Genomic DNA, 19,139 nt, shown 5'->3' on the forward strand with positions numbered 1-19,139 from the left:
CGCCGCAGTGCGAGGCCGCCACGGACGCCTCCCCTGAATCCTTCTGGCTCCGGCTCAGGTTCTCCACCGGCCCCAGGGCGAGCCCCAGGCCCACCGTGGCGCGGGTGAGGACCTCCCGCTCGCCATTGAAGCCGTCCGTCCACACCAGGCGGACGCCCATGCCGGCTCCGACCATCCGCGGCGAGAGCGACTGGACCTGGGTCCGCGACACCTTCCTGCGCGGCAGGAAGGTCGCTCCCCCGTCGACGCTCATCGACAGGACGACATCCGGCCCCAGTGCGCCCGGTGGAAGGTCCTGCCACGCGACGAAGAGCCGCGAGTCCCGCAGCACCACCTGCGGCTTGGATGAGGCCCGCGTGTCATTGCTGACGTTCACCACCGGCCCGAAGGAGGCGCCTGCGTTCGCGCTCCGGCGCAGCAGCACCTCGCAGGACGCCAGGCCCCTGCCGCATTCGGTCCAGACCGCGTAGACGTCATTGCCCTGTACCGCCAGTTTGTGGTCCCGCGAGCCCTCTCCCATGCCCGCGAGCTGCTGGATGGGCTCGAAGGTGCGGCCTCCGTCAACGCTGCGCCGGAAGTAGAGGCCCGACGACTCGTCACTGCCGACGCCGTTCCACAACACGTAGACGTGCGCCCCCTGGGCCGCCAGCTCCACCTCGCCATAGCCCTGCTGGCCATTCAGCGACTCGATGTCCGCGAAGACGCCTCCCGTGGGACCGCGGATGAAGTGGATGTTCCCCCGCTCCTCTTCACTCGAGCGGAACCACCCCATGTAGACCTGACGGCTGGTGGCCGCCAGGCGCAGTCCGCCCTCCTTCTCCCGGGTCAGCTCGAGGATGGTGCCAAAGGTGCCGCCTCGGTCATTGCTCGAACGAAAGCGCAGCCCGCCGTCCAACCACGTCACATAGACGTGCTCGCCCTGGGCCAGCACCTTCACGCCCCGCGCGGACGCGCCGGGGTTGGCGCGCTCCGGCCCCAGGCCGAGCACCGGATGAAAGGTGGTGCCACCATCCGTGCTCCGCTGGTACCGCACACCCCCGCCTCCCCGTGCGCCATCCACCCAGACGACGTGCACGTCCCCTTGCCACGTACACACCTGCGGCACCTGGAATCCCACCGCCGTCGTGGTCAACGTCCGCGCAGGCGTGAAGAACTGCGCCATCGTGTCCCCAGGCCATCCCACCACCGCCATGGCCAGCAGCGCCCCTGCCGCCGAACCGCCACGCATTGGACTCCGCATTGCCTTCCCCCAGCGCCATGGCTCGCGGCGCGGGCGCCGGGGGTAGCGTGGGGAGCCCCCCGCTTCCATGCGTCCCGGGGGCACCCCACCCTCCCGAGCGGTGGCCGCCGGACAGTTGAGGCGGCCGCACTGCCAGGTCTGCTACACCTGCCTCATGCACCCGCACGCCCAACTCATCACCGACTTCTACTCGGCGTTCCAACGCCGGGATGCCCAGGCCATGGCCGCCTGCTACCACCCGGAGGTGGAGTTCTCCGATGCCGCCTTCCCCGGACTCCGCCGCCAGGAGCCCGGTGCCATGTGGCTCATGCTGTGCGAGCGCGGCAAGGACCTGGAGCTCACCTTCCGCGACGTCCAGGCCGATGACCATCAGGGCCGCGCCCACTGGGATGCGAGCTACACCTTCAGCGGCACCGGCCGGAAGGTGCTCAACCGCATCGACGCCGAGTTCGAGTTCCGCGACGGGAAGATTGTCCGGCACCGCGACGACTTCGACTTCTGGACCTGGTCCCGCCAGGCGCTCGGGCCCGCGGGGCTGGTGCTTGGATGGACGCCCTTCTTGAAGAAGAAGGTCCAGGCCAAGGCCCGCAAGTCACTGGACATCTTCATGCGCGAGCGCGGCATCCCCAGGGAGTAAGGCGCCTTCACGGCCCTGGCACCCGGCCGCGCGCCGCCCGTTCACGCCTCCGGTTCGGCTTCCTGGAGGTGCTGGTACGTCAGCGGACCGTCACCCTCTCGCGCCAGCACGGCCGTGCAGCGCACGTTGCCTCGCCAGTCCAGCAGTTGGAGGCCCAGCGTGCCGTCACCCTGCAGCAGCAGCGAGCCGTAGCCGTTGTTGCCCAGCTCCGGCCTCACGCCCGTCCACTCGGGGAAGCGTGAACGCGACTCCAGGAAGCGCACCGGCGCCGGCGAGCTCAGGCCAGGCGCCGTCACCGGCACCGGCAAGCCCGCGTGCCCCAGGCTCCCGCCCAGGAAGGGGAGCGCGGCGCCGCGGTCGAACAAAGCGCCGTGGGGCGAGGCACCCCAGAACCACAGGTCCACCAGCGCCCGGTCGACCACCAGCGCCCGCAAGTCCTCGAGCAACCCGGTGGGCCTCGGCGCGCCGTACCGGTAGGGGGCATCGTGGCTCAGGAGGATGTTGGTCGCCCCGCGCCTCCGCCCCTCCTCCAATACCGACTCCAGCCAGCCGAGGAGCCCGGGCTCCTGGTGCCTTCCCGGCTCGAAGTATGCCGTGTCCACGCCGATGAGCTGGAAGCGCTCGGAGGCCAGACAGAAGTAGCTTCCCTCCTGGACCTGCTTCGCTCGCGAGGCGCCACGCCGTTCATCCAGGTACCGGTAGAAGGGCGTGCCCCCTGAGCGCATCTCCGCGCCCGCGTTCAGCGTCATCAACGTCGTCACGGGCAGCAGGGGTTCGAGCGGCTCGGCCACGTGCGCGTCGAATTCCCCCTGACGGCCCGCGTAGTACACGCCTCCCAGATGCACCGCGTACTCCAGGCGCTCGCCTCGCATGATGAGCTGCCGGGCCACGTAGCGCGCGGGGTACTCCCCCGTGCCGAACCCGCCGAACAGCGCCACCTCCACCGGCCGCCCAGGCCCGGGCTCGCGGAGCGTGTAGCGGAAGCGGCTCGCATGGCGGGCGTCGTCATGCCGCCGGAACGCGGCCCGGCTCCAACCGCCATGCAGCCAGGCACGCCCGCTGAACAGGAGCCACCCGCGCAGGTCCGCCACCGGCTCGAACCGCGTCCGCACCGGGTCGATGGGGATTTCGCGCGTCATCAGCGGGAAGGCGAAGTCCGGTGGCAACGACACCGAGGCCCGCGCCTGGAAGGGGGGCTGCCGCATCGCCTGGAGCGCCGCTTCGGGCTCGCGCAAGGCCTGCTCCAGGTCCTGAAGGGCATGCACCAGCGCGCCCTCCGAGACGGGTCCGCCCACTCCGTCGCGGACGCGCGTCAGGACCTCGTCGGGTGCTCGCAGGAAGCGCTCGCGCAGCGCGCCCAGGTCTTCCAGGCCGAGCGGCGGCAGCTCCAAGGCGTCAGCGCTCGCGTCTCCGTGCGGCGCCTGGACAGACGCGCCCGTCGACAGCCTGGTGGCTGAAGGTGCCCGGTACCCGAGCGCCGCGTAATACTCCATCCGCTTCCGGTCCATGGGCCCATCATCGCCCGGTGGCCCGACGCGGGGAATGCCATGCGCGGCGCCGCGGCGCCCCGTTTGTTCATCGCGCGCTGGAGGCGGCCACGTCCGGGCTGGCCCGGTGGCCACGGCTCCTCACGGCCCCCCATGCAGTGCGCGGCGTCACAGCGCCGCGCGTTGAGGGCTACGGCTTTGCCTGGCCGGTGGCCGCGGCGCCTTGCGCCTTCTGGGCCTTGCCCGCATCGCGCGGGGGGTCTTCCCGGTAGGCGTAGAGCGTGTAGAACGAGCCCGTCGCGTAGCCCGGCAGCTTCCGTGGATTGAAGACACTGGTGCTCGACACCGTTCCGCCCACGAAGCCCTTGGGCACCTCCACCAGCCGCATCGCGCACCCGGCCAGCACCAGCCCCGCCGCCGGCACGTCGTTGCTCACCAACGTGCACGTCCCCCGCGCCGTGAAGGCCCCCTCCGGCAGGTTGTAGCGCATGTAGACATTCAACTGCTGGCCGGCGGGAAACGCCGTGTCCGTCACCTGGATGCACGCCGTCGCCGAGCCGACGCGCCGGTCCCCCGTGGACACCACCTTGCCGTCCCCGGGGTCGTGCCGCGGCACGTACACGCTGCCGCCCAGCTTCACGTTCACCTCGAAGGGCGCCGCCGCGCACACCGCCGGGTCCGGAGGGCTCGCCGGGTCCTCCTGCGTGCGGAACTGCATCACCACCTCACGAGCCCCCGCGTCCGCCGACAGCAGCAGGACGCCCAATCCCCACACCGCTCCGCCGCGCAGTCTCGACATGGCGTCCCTTCTTCCTCCGGACCGTCGGCGGGCCGCGGCCCGCCACAAGCCTCAGGCCTACTGCCACGACAACGTGTATTCGGTGTCCAGCGGCCCCGTCTGGCGGCCGTGCACCTGGACCTGCTTGCCCCCCACCGCCTCGATGACGGCCTGGAGCGTGCCCTCGTGGTAGGCGGGCGGCATGAAGTCCCGCTTCATCATGAAGATGCCGCTGGTGTCTCCCGTCCACTTCACGCCGCGCTCGCCGTAGCTGACCGCCGCCCGGTAGCCCGAGTGCAGGTTGCCCACCAGCCGCTTCGGGCTGTCCGACGCCAGCAACAACAACGTCTTGCCCGCAGCCGAGGAGAGGAAGTCCGTCGTGGCCACCACGCCCATGCGCCGCAGCGCGCCTTCGAAGCCGCCGTGCTCCGCGCTCATCACCTGCGCCGCCGTGAAGGACATCTTCAGGAAGGCGGCCACCGGGTAGTTGAAGAAGTCGATGAAGCGCGACTCGCCGCTGGCCGCCAGACAGCGCTCCACCGCCGCGTCACCCCCCAGGGTGCGCACGGCCGACACCACGCCATTGAAGAAGAGGCCGCGGGCCATGTCGTCCTTCGTCGCCAGCGCCAGCCGCGCTTCCAGGTCCCTGGCGATGTTCACATCCACCTTGTCCATTACAACCTCACGAGTTGCGCGCCGTAGTGGATGTTCGCGCCCACCGCGGCCACCACGACCAGGTCACCACTGCCCAGACGCACGCGGCCCGCTTCCAGGTCCTCGGCCAGCAGGATGAGCATCCCCGCAGCGGAGGTGTTCCCGTACCGGTCCACGTTGCACGCCACCGCCTCACGCGGCAGCCCCGCCCGCTCCACGAACGCGTCCATCACCCGCTTGTTCGGCTGGTGGAAGTAATACCGCTCCACCTCCGAGCGCAGCTCCGGACGGGGGCCGAGGACCGCGTCGAGGCACTTCTGCATGTACTCAGGATAGCTGCGCGCCACCCGGAAGCCATCCACCACGAAGGCCATGTCCGCCGGACGCATCCGCCCCGGCTGATAGGGCAGCTTCAACAACCCTCCGCCCTTGCGGATGACCAAATCTCCGTGCGCGTTGCCGGAGAAGGAGGCCAGGATGCCCTGCGCGCCCGGCTCGCCCGGCTTCGACTGGAGCACCACCGCCCCCGCGCCGTCTCCGAAGACATACATGGAGAGATAGCCCTGCAGCGTCTTCGAACGGCCAGGCCCGGGCGGGAGCTCGTCGGTGTAGACCTCGCGGTTCACCAGCGGAGACGTGAACGCCGAGGCCACCACCGCCACCGTGCGGAAGCGCCCTCCGTCCATCATCTTCTTCACCAGGTCCAACACGTACGGCGTGCCGCCGCAGCCGTCATCCACCACCAGGCCAAAGGCGTCCTCGCGCAGCTCCAGCCGCCGATGCAGCTCCATGGCGTCGTGGTTGAAGTGCGGCGCATCCGGCGTGCAGGTCACCACGAAGAGCGCGTCCAGCTCCTGGGGGTCCACCCCCGCCTGGGCGAGCGCCTTGCGGAGCGCCACCTCGCACATGTCCGTGTTGTTGGCCGGGTAGATGTGCCCGTCGTTCTCCGGCGGCGGCAGCGCCCGCCCCGTCGTCTCATCAATGTCCCAGAGGAAGCGGCGCTCGCGGATGCCCACCTTCTCTTCGATGCGCGCCGCCGGCCAGCCCGGAATCGCCCTGGCGATGCGCTCGTTGCTCACCACGCGTGAAGGAACGAAGGCACCTGCACCGACGACACAGACATTGGGTGTCATTTAATGGCCCCGTTTTTTCACAACCTCGCCATATGGGAGGGATTCCCTGGCGGACGGGGGTTGAGCAGGATTCAGGCCATATACGAAGCCATTGAAACGACTGCCGCGTCCCGACAGGCCCCCTTCATCCGTGAAGCATCCCTCAACGGACATATCACCGAAACACCTGGAATCGCTGGAGATTTCCGGTGCTTCACAAATGAAGCAGCGACCGTTGAGAGTGAAGCGCTTCGACGCGAGAATTTCCTCTCGGTGACTGAGCATGTCACCTGAGGTGTCTGCCTTGACTCCGCTTCCCCATGAAAAAGGGGCGCGCACATGTGAGTAGATAAGGACTCACATGATACGCGGGCGGGCCGAGCCTCTCACTGTGAGTCTCTGGCTTGAAGCACGGATGAGACACGTGTCCTGAAATCAACAAGCCGGGAAGGCCGCCCGTTCGCGCGGGGCGGCCACTCACCAGGCCGAGGTGTTTCAGAACGGGATGTTGTCGTCGTCGTTCGGCGGAGGGATGTCGTCGCCGCCGTAGCCGCCGCCGCCGTAGCCCCCCGGCCACCGCCGCCGTACCCCGCGTCACCACCGCCGCCCGCGCCGCCGCCCTGCTGCCGGGCAATCTCCGCCTCGATGGCGGCGAGGAGCTGGCGCTCCTTGTCGTGCCAGCGTGACTTGCTCGCGTCGTTCAGGGTGCGGCGCGCGCCGTTGGCGTAGAACTCCAGGTCGCCCATGCTGGCGCCGACGATGGGCGCGCCCTTGCTGCGACCGTAGTTGGGGAAGACCATTCCATCGCCGCCGCCGCCGCCGCCGCTGCTCGCTGGCGCCGAACGCCGCGCCACCGGCGCCGCCGCGTCCGGCGTGCCGCCGATGGACATCTCTCCCAGCGTCAGCGTGAAGCCCTCGCCGCTCTTGAACGCCGTGCCCACACGCACCTGCTCCACCCGTCCGTCGGGACGACGCACCGCCACGGTGACCGGATAACCTTGCTCGCTCATGCGGGGCCGAATCCCATCCCCGCCCGGCTACTGTCAACGATGACTCGAAGGGGATGTCCTGCACCCGGCCCGCTCGTCTGGCCTGCTCGGCGTGCGCGAGCCCGTCAACGCCCCACGGGCGGCCACCACGACACGGCCACGTCCCCGGGCGGCGCCCTCTCCACGAGGGCACCCGCGCCTGAAGGACGCAGCCGTCGAATCAGAACAGGGAGCCCTGCGCGGAGGACTTGCCTGCCCTCTTGCGCTTGCCGGCCTTGGCCGCGGTGGCCTTGACCTTGCGGCCGCCCTTGGCCGGGGCCTTCTTCGCCGCAGCGCCCTTCCTGGCACCCGCGGCCTTCTTCGCCGCCGGCGCCTTCTTCGCCGCCGGGGCCTTCTTCGCCGCCGGGGCCTTCTTCGCCGCCGAGGTCTTCTTCACCGCCGCGCCCTTCCTGGCGCCCGCGGCCTTCTTCGCCGCCGGGGCCTTCTTCGCGGCCGAGGTCTTCTTCGCCGCCGCGCCCCTCCTGGCGCCCGCGGCCTTCTTCGCGGCCCGCGCCTTCTTCCCGGTGGCGGAGGTCTGCTCCGCGGCGTCGGCGGAGTCCTGCTTCGCCGCCGGGGCCGGAGCGGGCGTCTGATCGCTCACGCCGCCCTCACGCAGCGCCTTGCTGGCGGCGCGGCCTCGCGGGAGCGTCACTTCCTCCACCGACTGCGGAGGCGCGTCGTCCGCCCACGCCGCGGGACGGCGGTTGGTCCGCATCAGCAGCCGCAGCTTCTGGTAGTGCGCCGAGCAGTAGCCCTTGGAACGGCTGGGCCGGTCGCAGCCAATGACGGCGCACGCCCGCGAACCTTCCTCCGCGCGCGCCCGGCCACCCACCGGCCGGGCCTCGGCGGTCTTCACTCCGGAAGCCCGGCTCCGCGTCGCCGCGACGGCCTGCTTCCTGCCCCCCCTTGCCCGCGTGGACTCCAGCGCGGCCGCGGCCGGCCTCACGCCCGCCATGGCGCCAAGACGGCTGGTCAGCGGCGCCAGGCGGTGCGTCACCGCGCGCAGCAACTCCAGGGCCTCCAGGCCTTCCTCCATGCGCCGGACCGCCTCCTGCAACGGGACCAACTGCGCATCGAGTTCGCGCCGGAAGATTTCGCCAAGAGCATTCGCAATGGACATTGCTCGGGAGAATACACGGTGGCCTGGGAAACCGGTGTGAAAACCTGTGCTTGGCTCGCACCAATCGTTGACCGGCGGGCGAAGCCATACATCCCATGGGGTCGGCCCCTCCCAGCGAAGCAGCGTCTACCCCCGTGCGCTGACGGTGGCCGGCGGCTCGATACGAGGCAGGGGCCGCTCGGGCGCCTCCCGCTGGAGGGCGGGAGGCCGGGCGACGGCGGCCGTCCCGCAGGTACGCACCGCCAGGGAGGCGGCCCCCACGAGCAACAGTGCTGGAACGAACAGGTGACCCATGGCGCCTCCACGATGCGGGTGATGGGCGTGAGTGCCGGGCAACCTCGCGGGTCGCCTCCCCGCCAGCGCCGCCCGACCGCCCCTGCCCGATACATACGAGCGAGCATGGCCTCCGGGTCTGACGTCCCGGGAGCCCCGGGTTCGTGAGCCCCCACGGCGACGCGGCGGGTGTTAAAGGGACGGGGCATGAGCCAGGCGCCCACTCCCGTCCGCTTCAAAGGCACCGACACCTACCTGACCCACGAGAGCCTCCAGGCCGCGGTCAACTGCGCGCTGACGCTCCAGCGCCCCCTGCTGGTGAAGGGCGAGCCCGGCACCGGCAAGACGCTGCTGGCGGAGGCCATCGCCGAGGCCCTGGGGCAGCGGCTCATCACCTGGCACGTGAAGAGCACCACCCGCGCGCAGGACGGCCTCTACGTCTACGACACCGTGCAGCGGCTGTATGACTCGCGCTTCGGCGACGGCGACGTGCGAGACATCCGCAAGTACATCCGCCAGGGCCCGCTGGGCGAGGCCTTCTCCTCCCCCGAGCGCGTGGTGCTGCTCATCGACGAGGTGGACAAGGCGGACCTGGAGTTCCCCAACGACCTGCTCCACGAGCTGGACCGGATGCGCTTCCGCGTCACCGAGACGGGCGACGAGGTGGTGGCGAAGCACCGCCCCGTGGTGGTGATTACGTCCAACAACGAGAAGGAGCTGCCCGACGCCTTCCTGCGCCGGTGCGTGTTCCACTTCATCGACTTCCCGGACGTGGACCTGATGCGCCGCATCGTCGACGTGCACCACCCGGGCCTGGACAGCACGCTGGCGGAGCAGGCGCTGAAAATCTTCTACGAGCTGCGCAGCTTCACCCGCCTGCGCAAGAAGCCCTCCACCAGCGAGCTCATCGACTGGATTGCCGTGCTCAAGGCGCAGGGCATCAACGACCTCAAGCTGGACGAGCAGCTCCCCTTCCTGGGCGCGCTGCTGAAGAAGGAGCAGGACCTGGTCTCCGTGGCAGAGGGCTTCTCACGCGGGCGCCGGCCCCGGGCCTAGACGAGGCACCGCCATGTTCCTGCCCTTCTTCTACGAGCTGCGCCGGCGCGGGCTGAAGGTCGGCGCGCAAGAAGCGCTGGCGCTGGCCGGCGCGCTGCGCGCGGGCCTGCACGACAGCCACCTGGACGGCTTCTACCATGTGGCCCGGGCGCTGCTGGTGCACTCGGAGACGCAGCTCGACACGTTCGACCAGGCCTTCCTCGCGCACTTCCAGGGCGTGGAGACGGCGAGCCTGGAGCTGACACAGGAGCTGCTCAACTGGCTGGAGGAGGCGCGCGAGCGGCCGGACCTGAGCCCCGAGGAGCTGGCGCTGCTGGAGCAGTTGGACCCGGAGGAGATTCGCCGGCTCTTCGAGGAGCGCCTGAAGGAGCAGAAGGAGCGCCACGACGGCGGCAACCGCTGGGTGGGCACGGGCGGGACGTCCCCCTTCGGCAACAGCGGCTTCGGACGCGAGGGCATCCGCGTGGGCGGCGGCGCGGGCAACCGGCAGGGCCGCGCGCTGATGCAGGCCGGGGCCCGGAGGTACGCTGGCTACCGCGATGACGTGGTGCTGGACACGCGGCAGATGGCGGTGGCGCTGCGCAAGCTGCGCGCCTTCGCCCGGGACGGCGCGCCGGACGAGCTGGACGTGGACGAGTCCATCGCCGCCACCGCGCGCAACGCCGGTGAGCTGGAGGTGGTGACGCGGCCGCCGCGCCGGCCCAACACGCGCGTGGTGCTGGCCATGGACGTGGGCGGCTCCATGGACCCGTACGCGGCCCTGGTGAGCCGGCTGTTCAGCGTGGCCAGCCAGGCGACGCACTTCAAGGAGCTGCGGACCTACTACTTCCACAACTGCGTCTACGGGAAGCTGTACGCCACGCCGCAGCTCACCGGCGGCATCACCGTGCCGGAGCTGGTGGCGCAGGTGGGGCGGCACCACAAGCTGGTCATGGTGGGGGATGCCTCCATGGCGCCGTACGAGCTGTCCATCCGCACCGACGCGGAGGGGCACTACAAGACGGACGGCCTGGAAGGGCTGACGTGGCTGATGCAGCTTTCGCAGCACTTCGAGCGCAACGTGTGGCTCAACCCCGAGCCCATGGGCACGTGGCGCTCGGGGACCATCTCCGTGATTGCCCGCGTGTTCCCCATGTTCGCCCTGACAGTGGAGGGCCTGGGTGAAGCCGTTGCGCACCTGACGCGGGGACGGACCGTGAGGGGCGCGGCGGCGCGGCGCTGACATCGCTGGTTCAGCGATGCATTCGCCGACGTCAAATGCGGAAGTCAATCACCCCTAAGTAGGGAGCCCTGCGGCTTGCATGACAGTTCTCGATTGGCTTTCAATAGAGATGACTGCAAGTGCTTTGCAGCGGGGGAACCTTCATGCACGTCTATCTTGGCGGCGGTCTGGCTCGCGGCCTGATGTTCGTCCTGTGTCTGCTCTCGGCCATGACAGCGAGCGCACAGCCGTATGAACTCTTCGCGGTTTATGAGCCGGCGTCGGGAACAGGCACAACCAAGGCCTTCCGGCTGAAACTGGCGGAAAATGCGTTGATTCCGGATGGCGGCGAGAGCCATGTGCTCGACCGCATTATCGTCAAGTTCGACGACGACGGCGTATCCCTCAGCGCGCTCTCCATCTTCAGCCAACTCAGATTCCGGGCGGACGTTGGAGGCCAGAAAACGGAGACTGCGGTCCCGACGGACAGCATCGGCCGACTGCCCAGTCGCGAGCACACCCTGGCCCGTTGGCGGGGAGACTACAAGGAAGACGCCATTGTACCTGTCACCATCCAAGTAGCGGCGGTCTACTCCGGAGACTTCCTCTGCATGCAAGAGCGGGAACTCCTAACGGCTCGCGACGATGACGAGTTGAGCGCACGCCGCTCCACGCCCCCTCCCATCCCCTTACTTCCACCCGATTCTACCGGCCAAGCGCAATCGAGACAGCAGCCAGGTGGCCCGTCTTCGAATGGGGGTGCCCGGTCAGTCCAGCGTCCGCTACTCCAAACCGGAGACGGCGACTTCATCCTCTATTCGCTCTGCCGCGATGACACAGGGCAACTCCTAATCGACCCCATCAACTGGGCCAAAGCCATGGATGTACAGGAGTTCCAGTTGGGTGGAAGCACCACGGATTCAAAGTTGCAAGCGGACTTCCGTAAGGCGCACAAGAAGAGGCTCGCCGAACTCCTGTCCGACCGGCTTAACAAGCGATTCGCGAGCTTTGGCCGAACCGTCGTCACGGACACCGACCTCCCTGGGTTCAAGAACGTCCTCATCCAGGTATCAAGCACGTTCAAGTTCTCTGTCATCAAGAGCACGGGCGCGCTCTTCCTCATCGAAGAGTCAGGGGGTGATGTCCAGCGGTTGGCCGACCTCATCGACCAGGACGCAGAAGTGGCAATTTCACTGGACCGTGCCGTCTGTGCACAGCTCCCACCCGCGGCCTTGCTGAACAACCCCTGGACCTTCGAGCTGGAGGTGCCCGACGGCAAGGATGGGAAGACCCGTAAGACGAAGGTGGAGTTGGACTTTCGCCACGGGTGCAACCGGACCTTACAGGTCCAATGGAAGAACTACCTCAATCAGCGCGTCACCTTCCGCACCATCTACCGCGTGCCGGGAAACGACGACATCGTCGTCCTGAAGGAGTCATTCGCCATCTACAACCTGGGGCTCATCACCACTGTACCCGTCTTTACCGAAATCATCTCCGCGGCCCAGAACAGCGCTCCCTCCGACGTCGAAGCCACGTCGAGCATTCCAGTCTCCTATGCGCTGCCTCTGAATGATCGGGACCAGCGCCGAGGGAGCGTGGCGGTAACCTTCCCCTTCACCGTGAGCATCAACACGCGCAGGTATCACAACCTGGCGGAGTACATCGCCCTGGCTCCCTCTGTTTCGCTCATCGGTGGTGGATATACAGGCTCGTCGGATGGCTCGGCAGGCGGAGAGGACCAAGGGCCCAATGTCCGAGTCGCGCTCGGCATGGGCATCAACATCGCGCGTGCGTTCCATTTTGGCTATGCATGGGCGCCCTCGGACGGAGGCCGGTATGCGCTCATTGGCATCTCCGTTCCGGACCTGCTTCCTCTTCTTCGAAAGAGTCCGTGATGCACACCACCAACCGCGCAAGGTGGATGCTGCTGACTGTCGCCATGCTGCTGGCCGCATGTGGACGGCCTGGCTTCGTCATTCCCGGAGCAACTCCGCTCAAGCCAAATGGTCAGCCCGCGCAATCCATCGTCGTTGCCTGTGATGACGCACCCCAGCGAGTCTTCGTTTCCAAGCGGGCTCAAGTGCGGGTGTTGGGCCCCTTGAAGGTCACCAGCGAAGCGGCCGAGCTCCCCAACACCCAGGGCACACAGGACGGTGGTTCCACGGCCACGGGTTCCGGCATCAACAGTCTGATGCCGGTCCAGCACGATTCCTTATTGGTGGTGAACGTCGGCAAGCTGGAACGAAGCGGAAGCGACTGGGGTGCCCTCTGCTTCTGCTGGAACTCAGGGAAGAGCCTCGACTGCAAGCCTGATTGCAACGACGAGGAGACGCGAATCGACGTGCGCATCAGTTGTCCCGCGACGCGTTTCGCGAAGCGAGAAGCCTATGGTCCGCGCTTTCCGCCGCTACCCGCGCACATCCCCGTCGAACTCGAATGCAGGACCGACACCGAAGAAAAGGCCCGGCTCCGATGCATGCCTCAACTGAGCGCGTTGGAGGGCGCCAAACTCAGCGTGTTCGGGGCACTCCAACTAGCAACGGGGCAGGCCACAGTGGAGCCCGATGAGCCCCTGGTCTTTTCCAGAGCGCCGAATGTCCCACTGGAAACCCCCACCCCCGCCTTTCTCTGTCTGCACGGCGCGTGCTCCAACCCCGCATACTTCCTGCCCCTCACCGTCACCATCAAGAAGGAGCGCTCTTTGAACGTGAACGGTCAGCAGGAGACGCCCGCCCCCTCTGCAGCAGCGACAGAGCCCCCCTCCAGCAAGGACGACACGCAATAACGTCAGGAGCGGGCGCGCGGGATTCATTCCCGTGCCCCCCAGGGCAGGAATTCCGGGTGCGGCCGTGGACTGGCGGACGGCCGGGCGGGCCTTCGCGCATTTGGTGCAGCACCTGGAGCGTCACTTGCGGCATGGTGCGCGCGCACGCGAGCGGGACCGCGAGGACACCATGACAACCGACAAGCAGGACGTGCTGGCCATCAACACCATCCGCACCCTCGCCATGGATGCGGTGCAGCAGGCCCACTCGGGCCACCCGGGGGCGCCCATGTCCCTGGCTCCCGTGGCGTACCAGCTCTGGCAGCAGGAGCTCCGGTATGACCCGTCCCACCCCATCTGGCCGGACCGCGACAGGTTCATCCTGTCCAACGGCCACGCCTCCATGCTGCTGTACGCGCTGCTCCACCTGGCCGGGGTGAAGCGCGTCACGCGGGAGTACACCGTCGAGGACGCGCCCACCGTGTCGCTCGAGGACATCAAGAAGTTCCGGCAGCTCGACTCGTCCACCCCGGGCCACCCGGAGTACCGGTGGACCAGCGGCGTGGAGACCACCACCGGCCCCCTGGGCCAGGGCGTGTCCAACAGCGTGGGCATGGCCATGGCCAGCCGCTGGCTGTCCGGCTACTTCAACCGCCCCGGCTTCGAGCTGTTCGGCTACGACGTCTACGCCATCTGCGGCGACGGCGACCTGATGGAGGGCGTGGCGTCCGAGGCGGCGTCCATCGCCGGCCACCTCCAGCTCCCCAACCTGTGCTGGATCTACGACAGCAATCACATCTCCATCGACGGCAGCACGGACCTGGCCTTCACCGAGGACGTGGGCAAGCGCTTCGAGGCCTACGGCTGGCGCGTGCTGCGCGTGCCGGACGCCAATGACCTGAACGCCATGGGCGAGGCGCTGCGCACCTTCAAGACGATGCGCGGCAAGCCCACGCTCATCATCGTCACCACGCAGATTGCCTACGGCGCGCCCAAGCTCCAGGGCTCCTCCAAGGCCCACGGCGAGCCGCTGGGCGACGAGGAAATCAAGGGCACCAAGCGCTTCTATGGCTGGCCCGAGGACGAGAAGTTCCGGGTCCCCGACGGCGTGCGCGAGCGCTTCCAGGAGCGCCTGGGCGCGCGCGGCAAGCAGCTCCGCACGGAGTGGGAGCAGAAGTTCGCCGAGTACCGCAAGCAGTTCCCCGAGCTGGCCGACCAGTTGGAGCGCATGCAGCGCCGCGAAGCCCCCCAGGGCTGGGACGCGGAGCTGCCGACCTTTCCCGCCGACGCCAAGGGCCTGGCCACGCGCGACTCCAGCGGCAAGGTGCTCAACGCCATGGCCAAGCACTACCCGTGGCTGGTGGGCGGCTCGGCGGACCTCAACCCGTCCACGAAGACGTACATCACCGGCTCGGAGGCGATGAAGCCGGGCGAGTTCGCGGGCCGCAACGTCCACTTCGGCGTGCGCGAGCACGCGATGGGCTCCATCGTCAACGGCCTGTGCCTGAGCAAGCTGCGCGGCTACGGCGCCACGTTCCTCATCTTCAGTGACTACGAGCGCCCCGCCATCCGCCTGTCCGCGCTGATGGAGCTGCCCGCCATCCACATCTTCACCCACGACTCCATTGGCGTGGGCGAGGACGGCCCCACGCACCAGCCGGTGGAGCAGCTCGCGTCGCTGCGCGCGATTCCCGGCATCATCGTGCTGCGCCCCGGCGACGCCAACGAGGTGGTGGAGTCGTGGCGGGTGATTGCCCAGCAGCGCAAGCACCCGGTGGTGCTGGTGCTCACGCGCCAGCCCGTGCCCACGCTGGACCGCAGCAAGTACGCGCCCGCGTCCGGCGTGGCGCGCGGCGGCTACGTGCTGTCCGAGGCGGAGGGCGGCAAGCCGGAGGTCATCCTCATCGGCACCGGCAGCGAGGTGTCGCTGTGCCTGGACGCGCAGGAGAAGCTCAAGGCGGACGGCGTCCCGGCCCGCGTGGTCAGCCTGCCGTCGTGGGAGCTGTTCGAGGAGCAGACGCAAGAGTACCGCGACAGCGTGCTGCCGCCGGCCGTGCGCGCCCGCGTGGCGGTGGAGAAGGGCGCCGCGTTCGGCTGGGAGCGCTTCGTGGGGCATGACGGCAACATCGTCGCCATGCGCAGCTTCGGCGCCTCCGCGCCCATCAAGGCGCTGCAGCAGAAGTTCGGCTTCACCGCGGACCACGTCGCCCAGCAGGCGAAGGACTCGCTGAAGAAGACGAAGACGCGGCCGTAGAAAAGAGAAGCGCCTCGGACCGTCCCCCAACGGTCCGAGGCGCTTCGGGCCTTTTCGGCATCCAGGTGTTCGTCCTGGCGGACTCATGGCGTGGAAGGCGCGACCCCCGTCGCATCCCAGCCCCCCGGCCGGGTTCCCCCACGCCATGAGCCCAACAGGTCACTTCAAGGTCGTCCCCGGCCTCCTCGCGGCGTGAGCGGTGCGTCCCCCCGGTCGCATGCCAGTCCCCCCGAACCGGCCTTCCGCGCTCGCCTTCAAGTCCTCCAGGTCCGACTGACTCGAGTGCCCGGGAGATTCGCCCCCCAGCGACTGGCCCCCCGGCCAGCTCCCCCGTGCTTCGAGCCCCGCTCCGTGCTGGAGCGTGATGTCCTGTCCTATTGCGCGTGGCGTGCCACACACCGGGCCCGCCGGGCCCACCTGGACCGCTTGAGTCTTTTCAACGGGTTGCGAATCCAAGGGCTCTTTCGAGGCCCGTTTCGGGGGTGGTGACAACTGTCATCACCGGTGACGACCGTCATCACCAGGACGGCCCCGAGGTGGTGACAACTGTCATCGGCGTGGCCTCCGGGACACGGTGGCCTACAGCCCTCCGCGCAGCTCCAGTTCGCTCCAGAGGCCGCCGTCGCGCGCCCGCAGCAGGAAGGTGAGCCGGCCCTGGTGGAAGCCCCGGATGGGCGCGTCCGGGTCCGGGAAGCCGGGGGGCAGCTTCCAATCCGCGGGCTGGATGCCCGTCGCGGGGATGGGACGCTCGCGGCGCAGCTCGCCCACCTCCGCGTCCGTGAGCGTCCGCACGCGGGCCCAGGGCAGCAGGTCGCGGCCGTGCAGCCAGCCGCGCTGCTCCGGCTCCGGGTCCTCCCACGGGCCAATCGCCGTGCGCCGCAGCGCGGACAGGTGCGCCCCACACCCCAGCGCGCGCCCCACGTCCCGGGCCAGCGAACGCACGTAGTAGCCCCCGCGGCAGCTCAGCCACAGGCGGCTCTTCCGCGGCAGGTCATGCGACAGCCAGCGCGCCGCGTGCAGGTACACGCGCGAGGGGGGCAGCTCCACGGCCTCGCCCCGGTGCGCCTTCCGGTACGCGGGCTCGCCGCCCACCTTCTTCGCGCTGGTGGCCGGAGGCACCTGCTCCCGCCAGCCCACGAAGGACGCCAGCGCCGCGTCCAGGCCTTCCGGCGTCAGCGCCGCCGCGTCGCCCTGGTGCACCGGCCGGCCATGGAGGTCCCCCGTGTCCGTCTCCGTGCCCCAGACGACCTCCGCCTCGTACGTCTTGGGCACGGCGTGCAGCAGCTCGAACAGGCGCGGCGCCTGGCCCACCAGCACCAGCAACAGCCCTTGCGCGAAGGGGTCCAGCGTCCCGCCGTGACACACCGGGATGCGCTTGCCCGGCTGCGCCGCCTTCGCCTCCTCCATGAACCGCTGCACCACCGAGAAGCTCGTGGCGCCCACCGGCTTGTGGACCCGGTAGATGCCCGGACTCAGTTTCCCTCCCACCTCGACCCTCCTGTCGCCACCGAGCCTACCCCGGCCGCGAGCGCCGTGGCGGAAGGCGGAAGGGCCCGCCAGGCGCCGCAATCCAAGACAGGGGCGCGGGGCGGCGCTCCCGTCACGACTGCAATAGCAGGACCATGCCTCGTCAATACCAGACAACCCATTCCGCGGCAGGCAATTACCCTTCATCCGACAAGCATCTTGAAACAGCAGCGACATGACAGGCGTGTCACTGCGTACAAGCGCGGGACAGGCTTCCCCGCTGACAGTGCCTCGCATTCCCTTGAGGTTCCCCATGACATCCCCGCTTCGCTCGGGCCGGGCCCTGCTGTCCGCCCTGGGCCTGCTGCTGTCAGTCGCCACCACGGGCTGTGATGAAGACCCGCCTCCGCCCGTTTCCGATGCGGGGCAGCAGCCCACAGATGCCGGCACGGACGCCGGTCCTTCGGAGCCGTGGGACGGCGGCTACACGGTGCTCGAGGACCCGGGCGACTGGGTTGACCGGGGGGCGTTCTCCGAGTGCCGGTTCACCGCCACCAACCCCACCTTCGAGGAATGCGCGGACCCGGCGAACTTCGACATTTCGTCCTGCAACCCAGACCAGCTCGCCGCGGTGGAGCCACACGGCGCCTACATGGCTGACGGGCGGGCAGCGCGGCGGCTGGCGGATGGCGGCACGTCCATCATCCCGGGCGGCGTCGGATTCCACCTCTTCTCGGACGGGGGCACCGATACGCTCATGGGCATGCCCCTCACCACGCGGATGACGGACGGCGGCAGGTTCTTCCTCTCCGCCCGGCAGGCGCATCCCATCCTCGGGGAGCGAATCTACTCCGTGGCTGGCTGCGAGACGCCCCGTCCCGGCTTCATCACCGGCTGCTACGTCAACTGCCGGCAGACGTCCCAGTTCTCCACCTGGACCCCGGGGACCTTCGAGGCCGAGCGGGCGGAGCGGCGCGGTGAAGCCGAGGCCTCCGGTGGGCTGCAGCTCGTCTCCGAGTCCGTCGTGGAGTTGGGCACGCCAGCGGACGTCTACGTCACCCGCGGCCATGCCTACGTGGTGTCCATCAACTGGCGCGGCCGCGTCGGCGGGCTCACCGTCTTCGACGTGAGCGACCCGGCGCACCCCCTCTTCAAGACCTCCATCAGCCTACCGGGTGACTCGTACTGGAACGGCGTGTGGTCCAAGGGCGACGCGCTGTATGTCGCGAGTTCCACAACCGGCGTCTCCGTCTTCGACATCTCCGAACCGGGAGCGCCGGAGTTCGTCATGAGCCTGCCTGGCAACGGCCTCGCCAACGTGCACACGGTGCTGGTGGATGGGGACCGGCTGTATGCATCCGACATCACCGACCTGGTAGGCAGCACGCGGGTCTACGACGTCAGCACGCCGCTGGCGCCCGTCCTGCGGCAGGTCATCACCCTGCCCGAGATGTATTCCCTGGGCGGGCCGCACGACTTCTTCGCCTACGAGGGCCGCCTCTACATCAGCAACGCCCTCGGCGGCTACTCCGTCGTGGACGTCAGCGACCTGGAGAACGTGCAGCACCTGGGGCAGTACACCTACCCGGGGTTCGGGGGCTTCGCGCACCACAGCGCGGTGGGCACCTTCGCGGGGCGCACCATCGCCTTCGAGGGGGGCGAGTTCCCGGGTTCACACCTGCGCGTCCTGGAGGTCTCCGACCCAGCGAACATCGTGAAGATTGGCGAGTTCCGCATGCGGTACAGCACCTCCATCCACAACCTGATTCTCAAGGGCCACCGGTTGTACGTGGCCTGGTACCACGAGGGACTGCGAGTGCTGGACGTGGCCAACCCCACCCAGCCCCGCCAGGTCGCGCACTTCAACACGTTCCGGGACAGCGACCCGAATCGAGGCGACAGCCCCTTCGAGGGTGCCATCGGCATCCGCGTACCCGGGGATGGGTACGTCTACCTCGTCGACACCTCGCGCGGGCTGCTCATCTTCAACGAGCTGTGAGCGCGGTCCGGGGCGCCCCTTTGCGGCGCTCGGGATGGCCTCTATGCTGTCCGCGGGGCGCTCGCT

Annotated in this window: 16 protein-coding genes (1 of these 16 running past the window's edge); 7 read left to right on the forward strand and 9 right to left on the reverse strand. The window is 68.8% G+C overall.

Going from position 1 to position 19,139, the window contains the following annotated elements:
* On the reverse strand, positions 1-1,228 hold the 5' portion of the coding sequence (locus MYMAC_RS35665; protein WP_095961314.1) for a hypothetical protein. It extends 119 nt beyond the left edge of the window; the window shows 1,228 of its 1,347 coding nt (coding positions 1-1,228); it begins with the start codon at positions 1,226-1,228; the stop codon falls past the left edge of the window.
* A 166-nt stretch (positions 1,229-1,394) separates the two neighbouring features.
* On the opposite strand from MYMAC_RS35665, the gene MYMAC_RS35670 reads away from it, so the two are divergent.
* Entirely contained in the window at positions 1,395-1,877 is a 483-nt protein-coding gene (locus MYMAC_RS35670) for a nuclear transport factor 2 family protein (RefSeq protein ID WP_095961315.1), read from the forward strand.
* A gap of 41 nt (positions 1,878-1,918) precedes the next feature.
* Here the strand turns inward: MYMAC_RS35670 and MYMAC_RS35675 are convergent, their stop codons facing one another.
* The 7 genes from MYMAC_RS35675 to MYMAC_RS37330 form a co-directional block, all read right to left on the reverse strand.
* Complete coding sequence (locus MYMAC_RS35675; RefSeq protein ID WP_204817257.1) at positions 1,919-3,385, reverse strand: hypothetical protein; 1,467 nt, start codon at positions 3,383-3,385, stop codon at positions 1,919-1,921.
* A 169-nt stretch (positions 3,386-3,554) separates the two neighbouring features.
* The gene (locus MYMAC_RS35680; protein ID WP_095961316.1) at positions 3,555-4,163 is read right to left on the reverse strand and encodes a hypothetical protein; all 609 of its coding nucleotides are present in this window, start codon (positions 4,161-4,163) and stop codon (positions 3,555-3,557) included.
* A gap of 57 nt (positions 4,164-4,220) precedes the next feature.
* Positions 4,221-4,817, reverse strand: coding sequence for a DUF2378 family protein (locus MYMAC_RS35685; RefSeq protein WP_095961317.1), 597 nt, complete (start codon positions 4,815-4,817; stop codon positions 4,221-4,223).
* Positions 4,817-5,929, reverse strand: a complete 1,113-nt coding sequence (locus tag MYMAC_RS35690; protein ID WP_095961318.1) for a 3-oxoacyl-ACP synthase III family protein — start codon at positions 5,927-5,929, stop codon at positions 4,817-4,819. Before MYMAC_RS35690 ends, MYMAC_RS35685 begins: the two co-directional genes overlap by 1 nt.
* Positions 5,930-6,294: 365 nt before the next feature.
* On the reverse strand, positions 6,295-6,918 hold the full coding sequence (locus MYMAC_RS35695; protein ID WP_239989223.1) for a hypothetical protein: 624 nt from the start codon (positions 6,916-6,918) through the stop codon (positions 6,295-6,297).
* Between the two features lie 199 nt (positions 6,919-7,117).
* Positions 7,118-8,056: a cell wall protein gene (locus MYMAC_RS35700; RefSeq protein ID WP_095961319.1), complete on the reverse strand. Its 939-nt coding sequence runs from the start codon at positions 8,054-8,056 to the stop codon at positions 7,118-7,120.
* Between the two features lie 126 nt (positions 8,057-8,182).
* Complete coding sequence (locus tag MYMAC_RS37330) at positions 8,183-8,350, reverse strand: hypothetical protein (protein WP_013937002.1); 168 nt, start codon at positions 8,348-8,350, stop codon at positions 8,183-8,185.
* Positions 8,351-8,536: 186 nt separating this feature from the next.
* On the opposite strand from MYMAC_RS37330, the gene MYMAC_RS35705 reads away from it, so the two are divergent.
* The 5 genes from MYMAC_RS35705 to tkt all read left to right on the forward strand — a co-directional run bounded on the left by MYMAC_RS35705 (position 8,537) and on the right by tkt (position 15,607).
* Entirely contained in the window at positions 8,537-9,385 is an 849-nt protein-coding gene (locus MYMAC_RS35705) for an AAA family ATPase (RefSeq protein ID WP_095961320.1), read from the forward strand.
* Between the two features lie 13 nt (positions 9,386-9,398).
* Positions 9,399-10,607: a vWA domain-containing protein gene (locus tag MYMAC_RS35710; RefSeq protein WP_095961321.1), complete on the forward strand. Its 1,209-nt coding sequence runs from the start codon at positions 9,399-9,401 to the stop codon at positions 10,605-10,607.
* Between the two features lie 143 nt (positions 10,608-10,750).
* Positions 10,751-12,484: a hypothetical protein gene (locus MYMAC_RS35715; RefSeq protein WP_095961322.1), complete on the forward strand. Its 1,734-nt coding sequence runs from the start codon at positions 10,751-10,753 to the stop codon at positions 12,482-12,484.
* Positions 12,484-13,374: a hypothetical protein gene (locus MYMAC_RS37110; protein WP_157770501.1), complete on the forward strand. Its 891-nt coding sequence runs from the start codon at positions 12,484-12,486 to the stop codon at positions 13,372-13,374. Before MYMAC_RS35715 ends, MYMAC_RS37110 begins: the two co-directional genes overlap by 1 nt.
* Before the next feature lie 169 nt (positions 13,375-13,543).
* The gene (gene tkt / locus MYMAC_RS35720; RefSeq protein WP_204817260.1) at positions 13,544-15,607 is read left to right on the forward strand and encodes a transketolase; all 2,064 of its coding nucleotides are present in this window, start codon (positions 13,544-13,546) and stop codon (positions 15,605-15,607) included.
* Positions 15,608-16,186: 579 nt separating this feature from the next.
* Here the strand turns inward: tkt and truB are convergent.
* On the reverse strand, positions 16,187-17,095 hold the full coding sequence (gene truB, locus MYMAC_RS35725; protein ID WP_095961323.1) for a tRNA pseudouridine(55) synthase TruB: 909 nt from the start codon (positions 17,093-17,095) through the stop codon (positions 16,187-16,189).
* Positions 17,096-17,387: 292 nt separating this feature from the next.
* Between truB and MYMAC_RS35730 the strand changes: the two genes are divergently transcribed.
* Positions 17,388-19,073, forward strand: coding sequence for an LVIVD repeat-containing protein (locus tag MYMAC_RS35730; RefSeq protein WP_095961324.1), 1,686 nt, complete (start codon positions 17,388-17,390; stop codon positions 19,071-19,073).
* Positions 19,074-19,139: the final 66 nt, after the last annotated feature.

Source organism: Corallococcus macrosporus DSM 14697 (assembly GCF_002305895.1).
Classification (GTDB): Bacteria; Myxococcota; Myxococcia; order Myxococcales; family Myxococcaceae; genus Myxococcus; species Myxococcus macrosporus.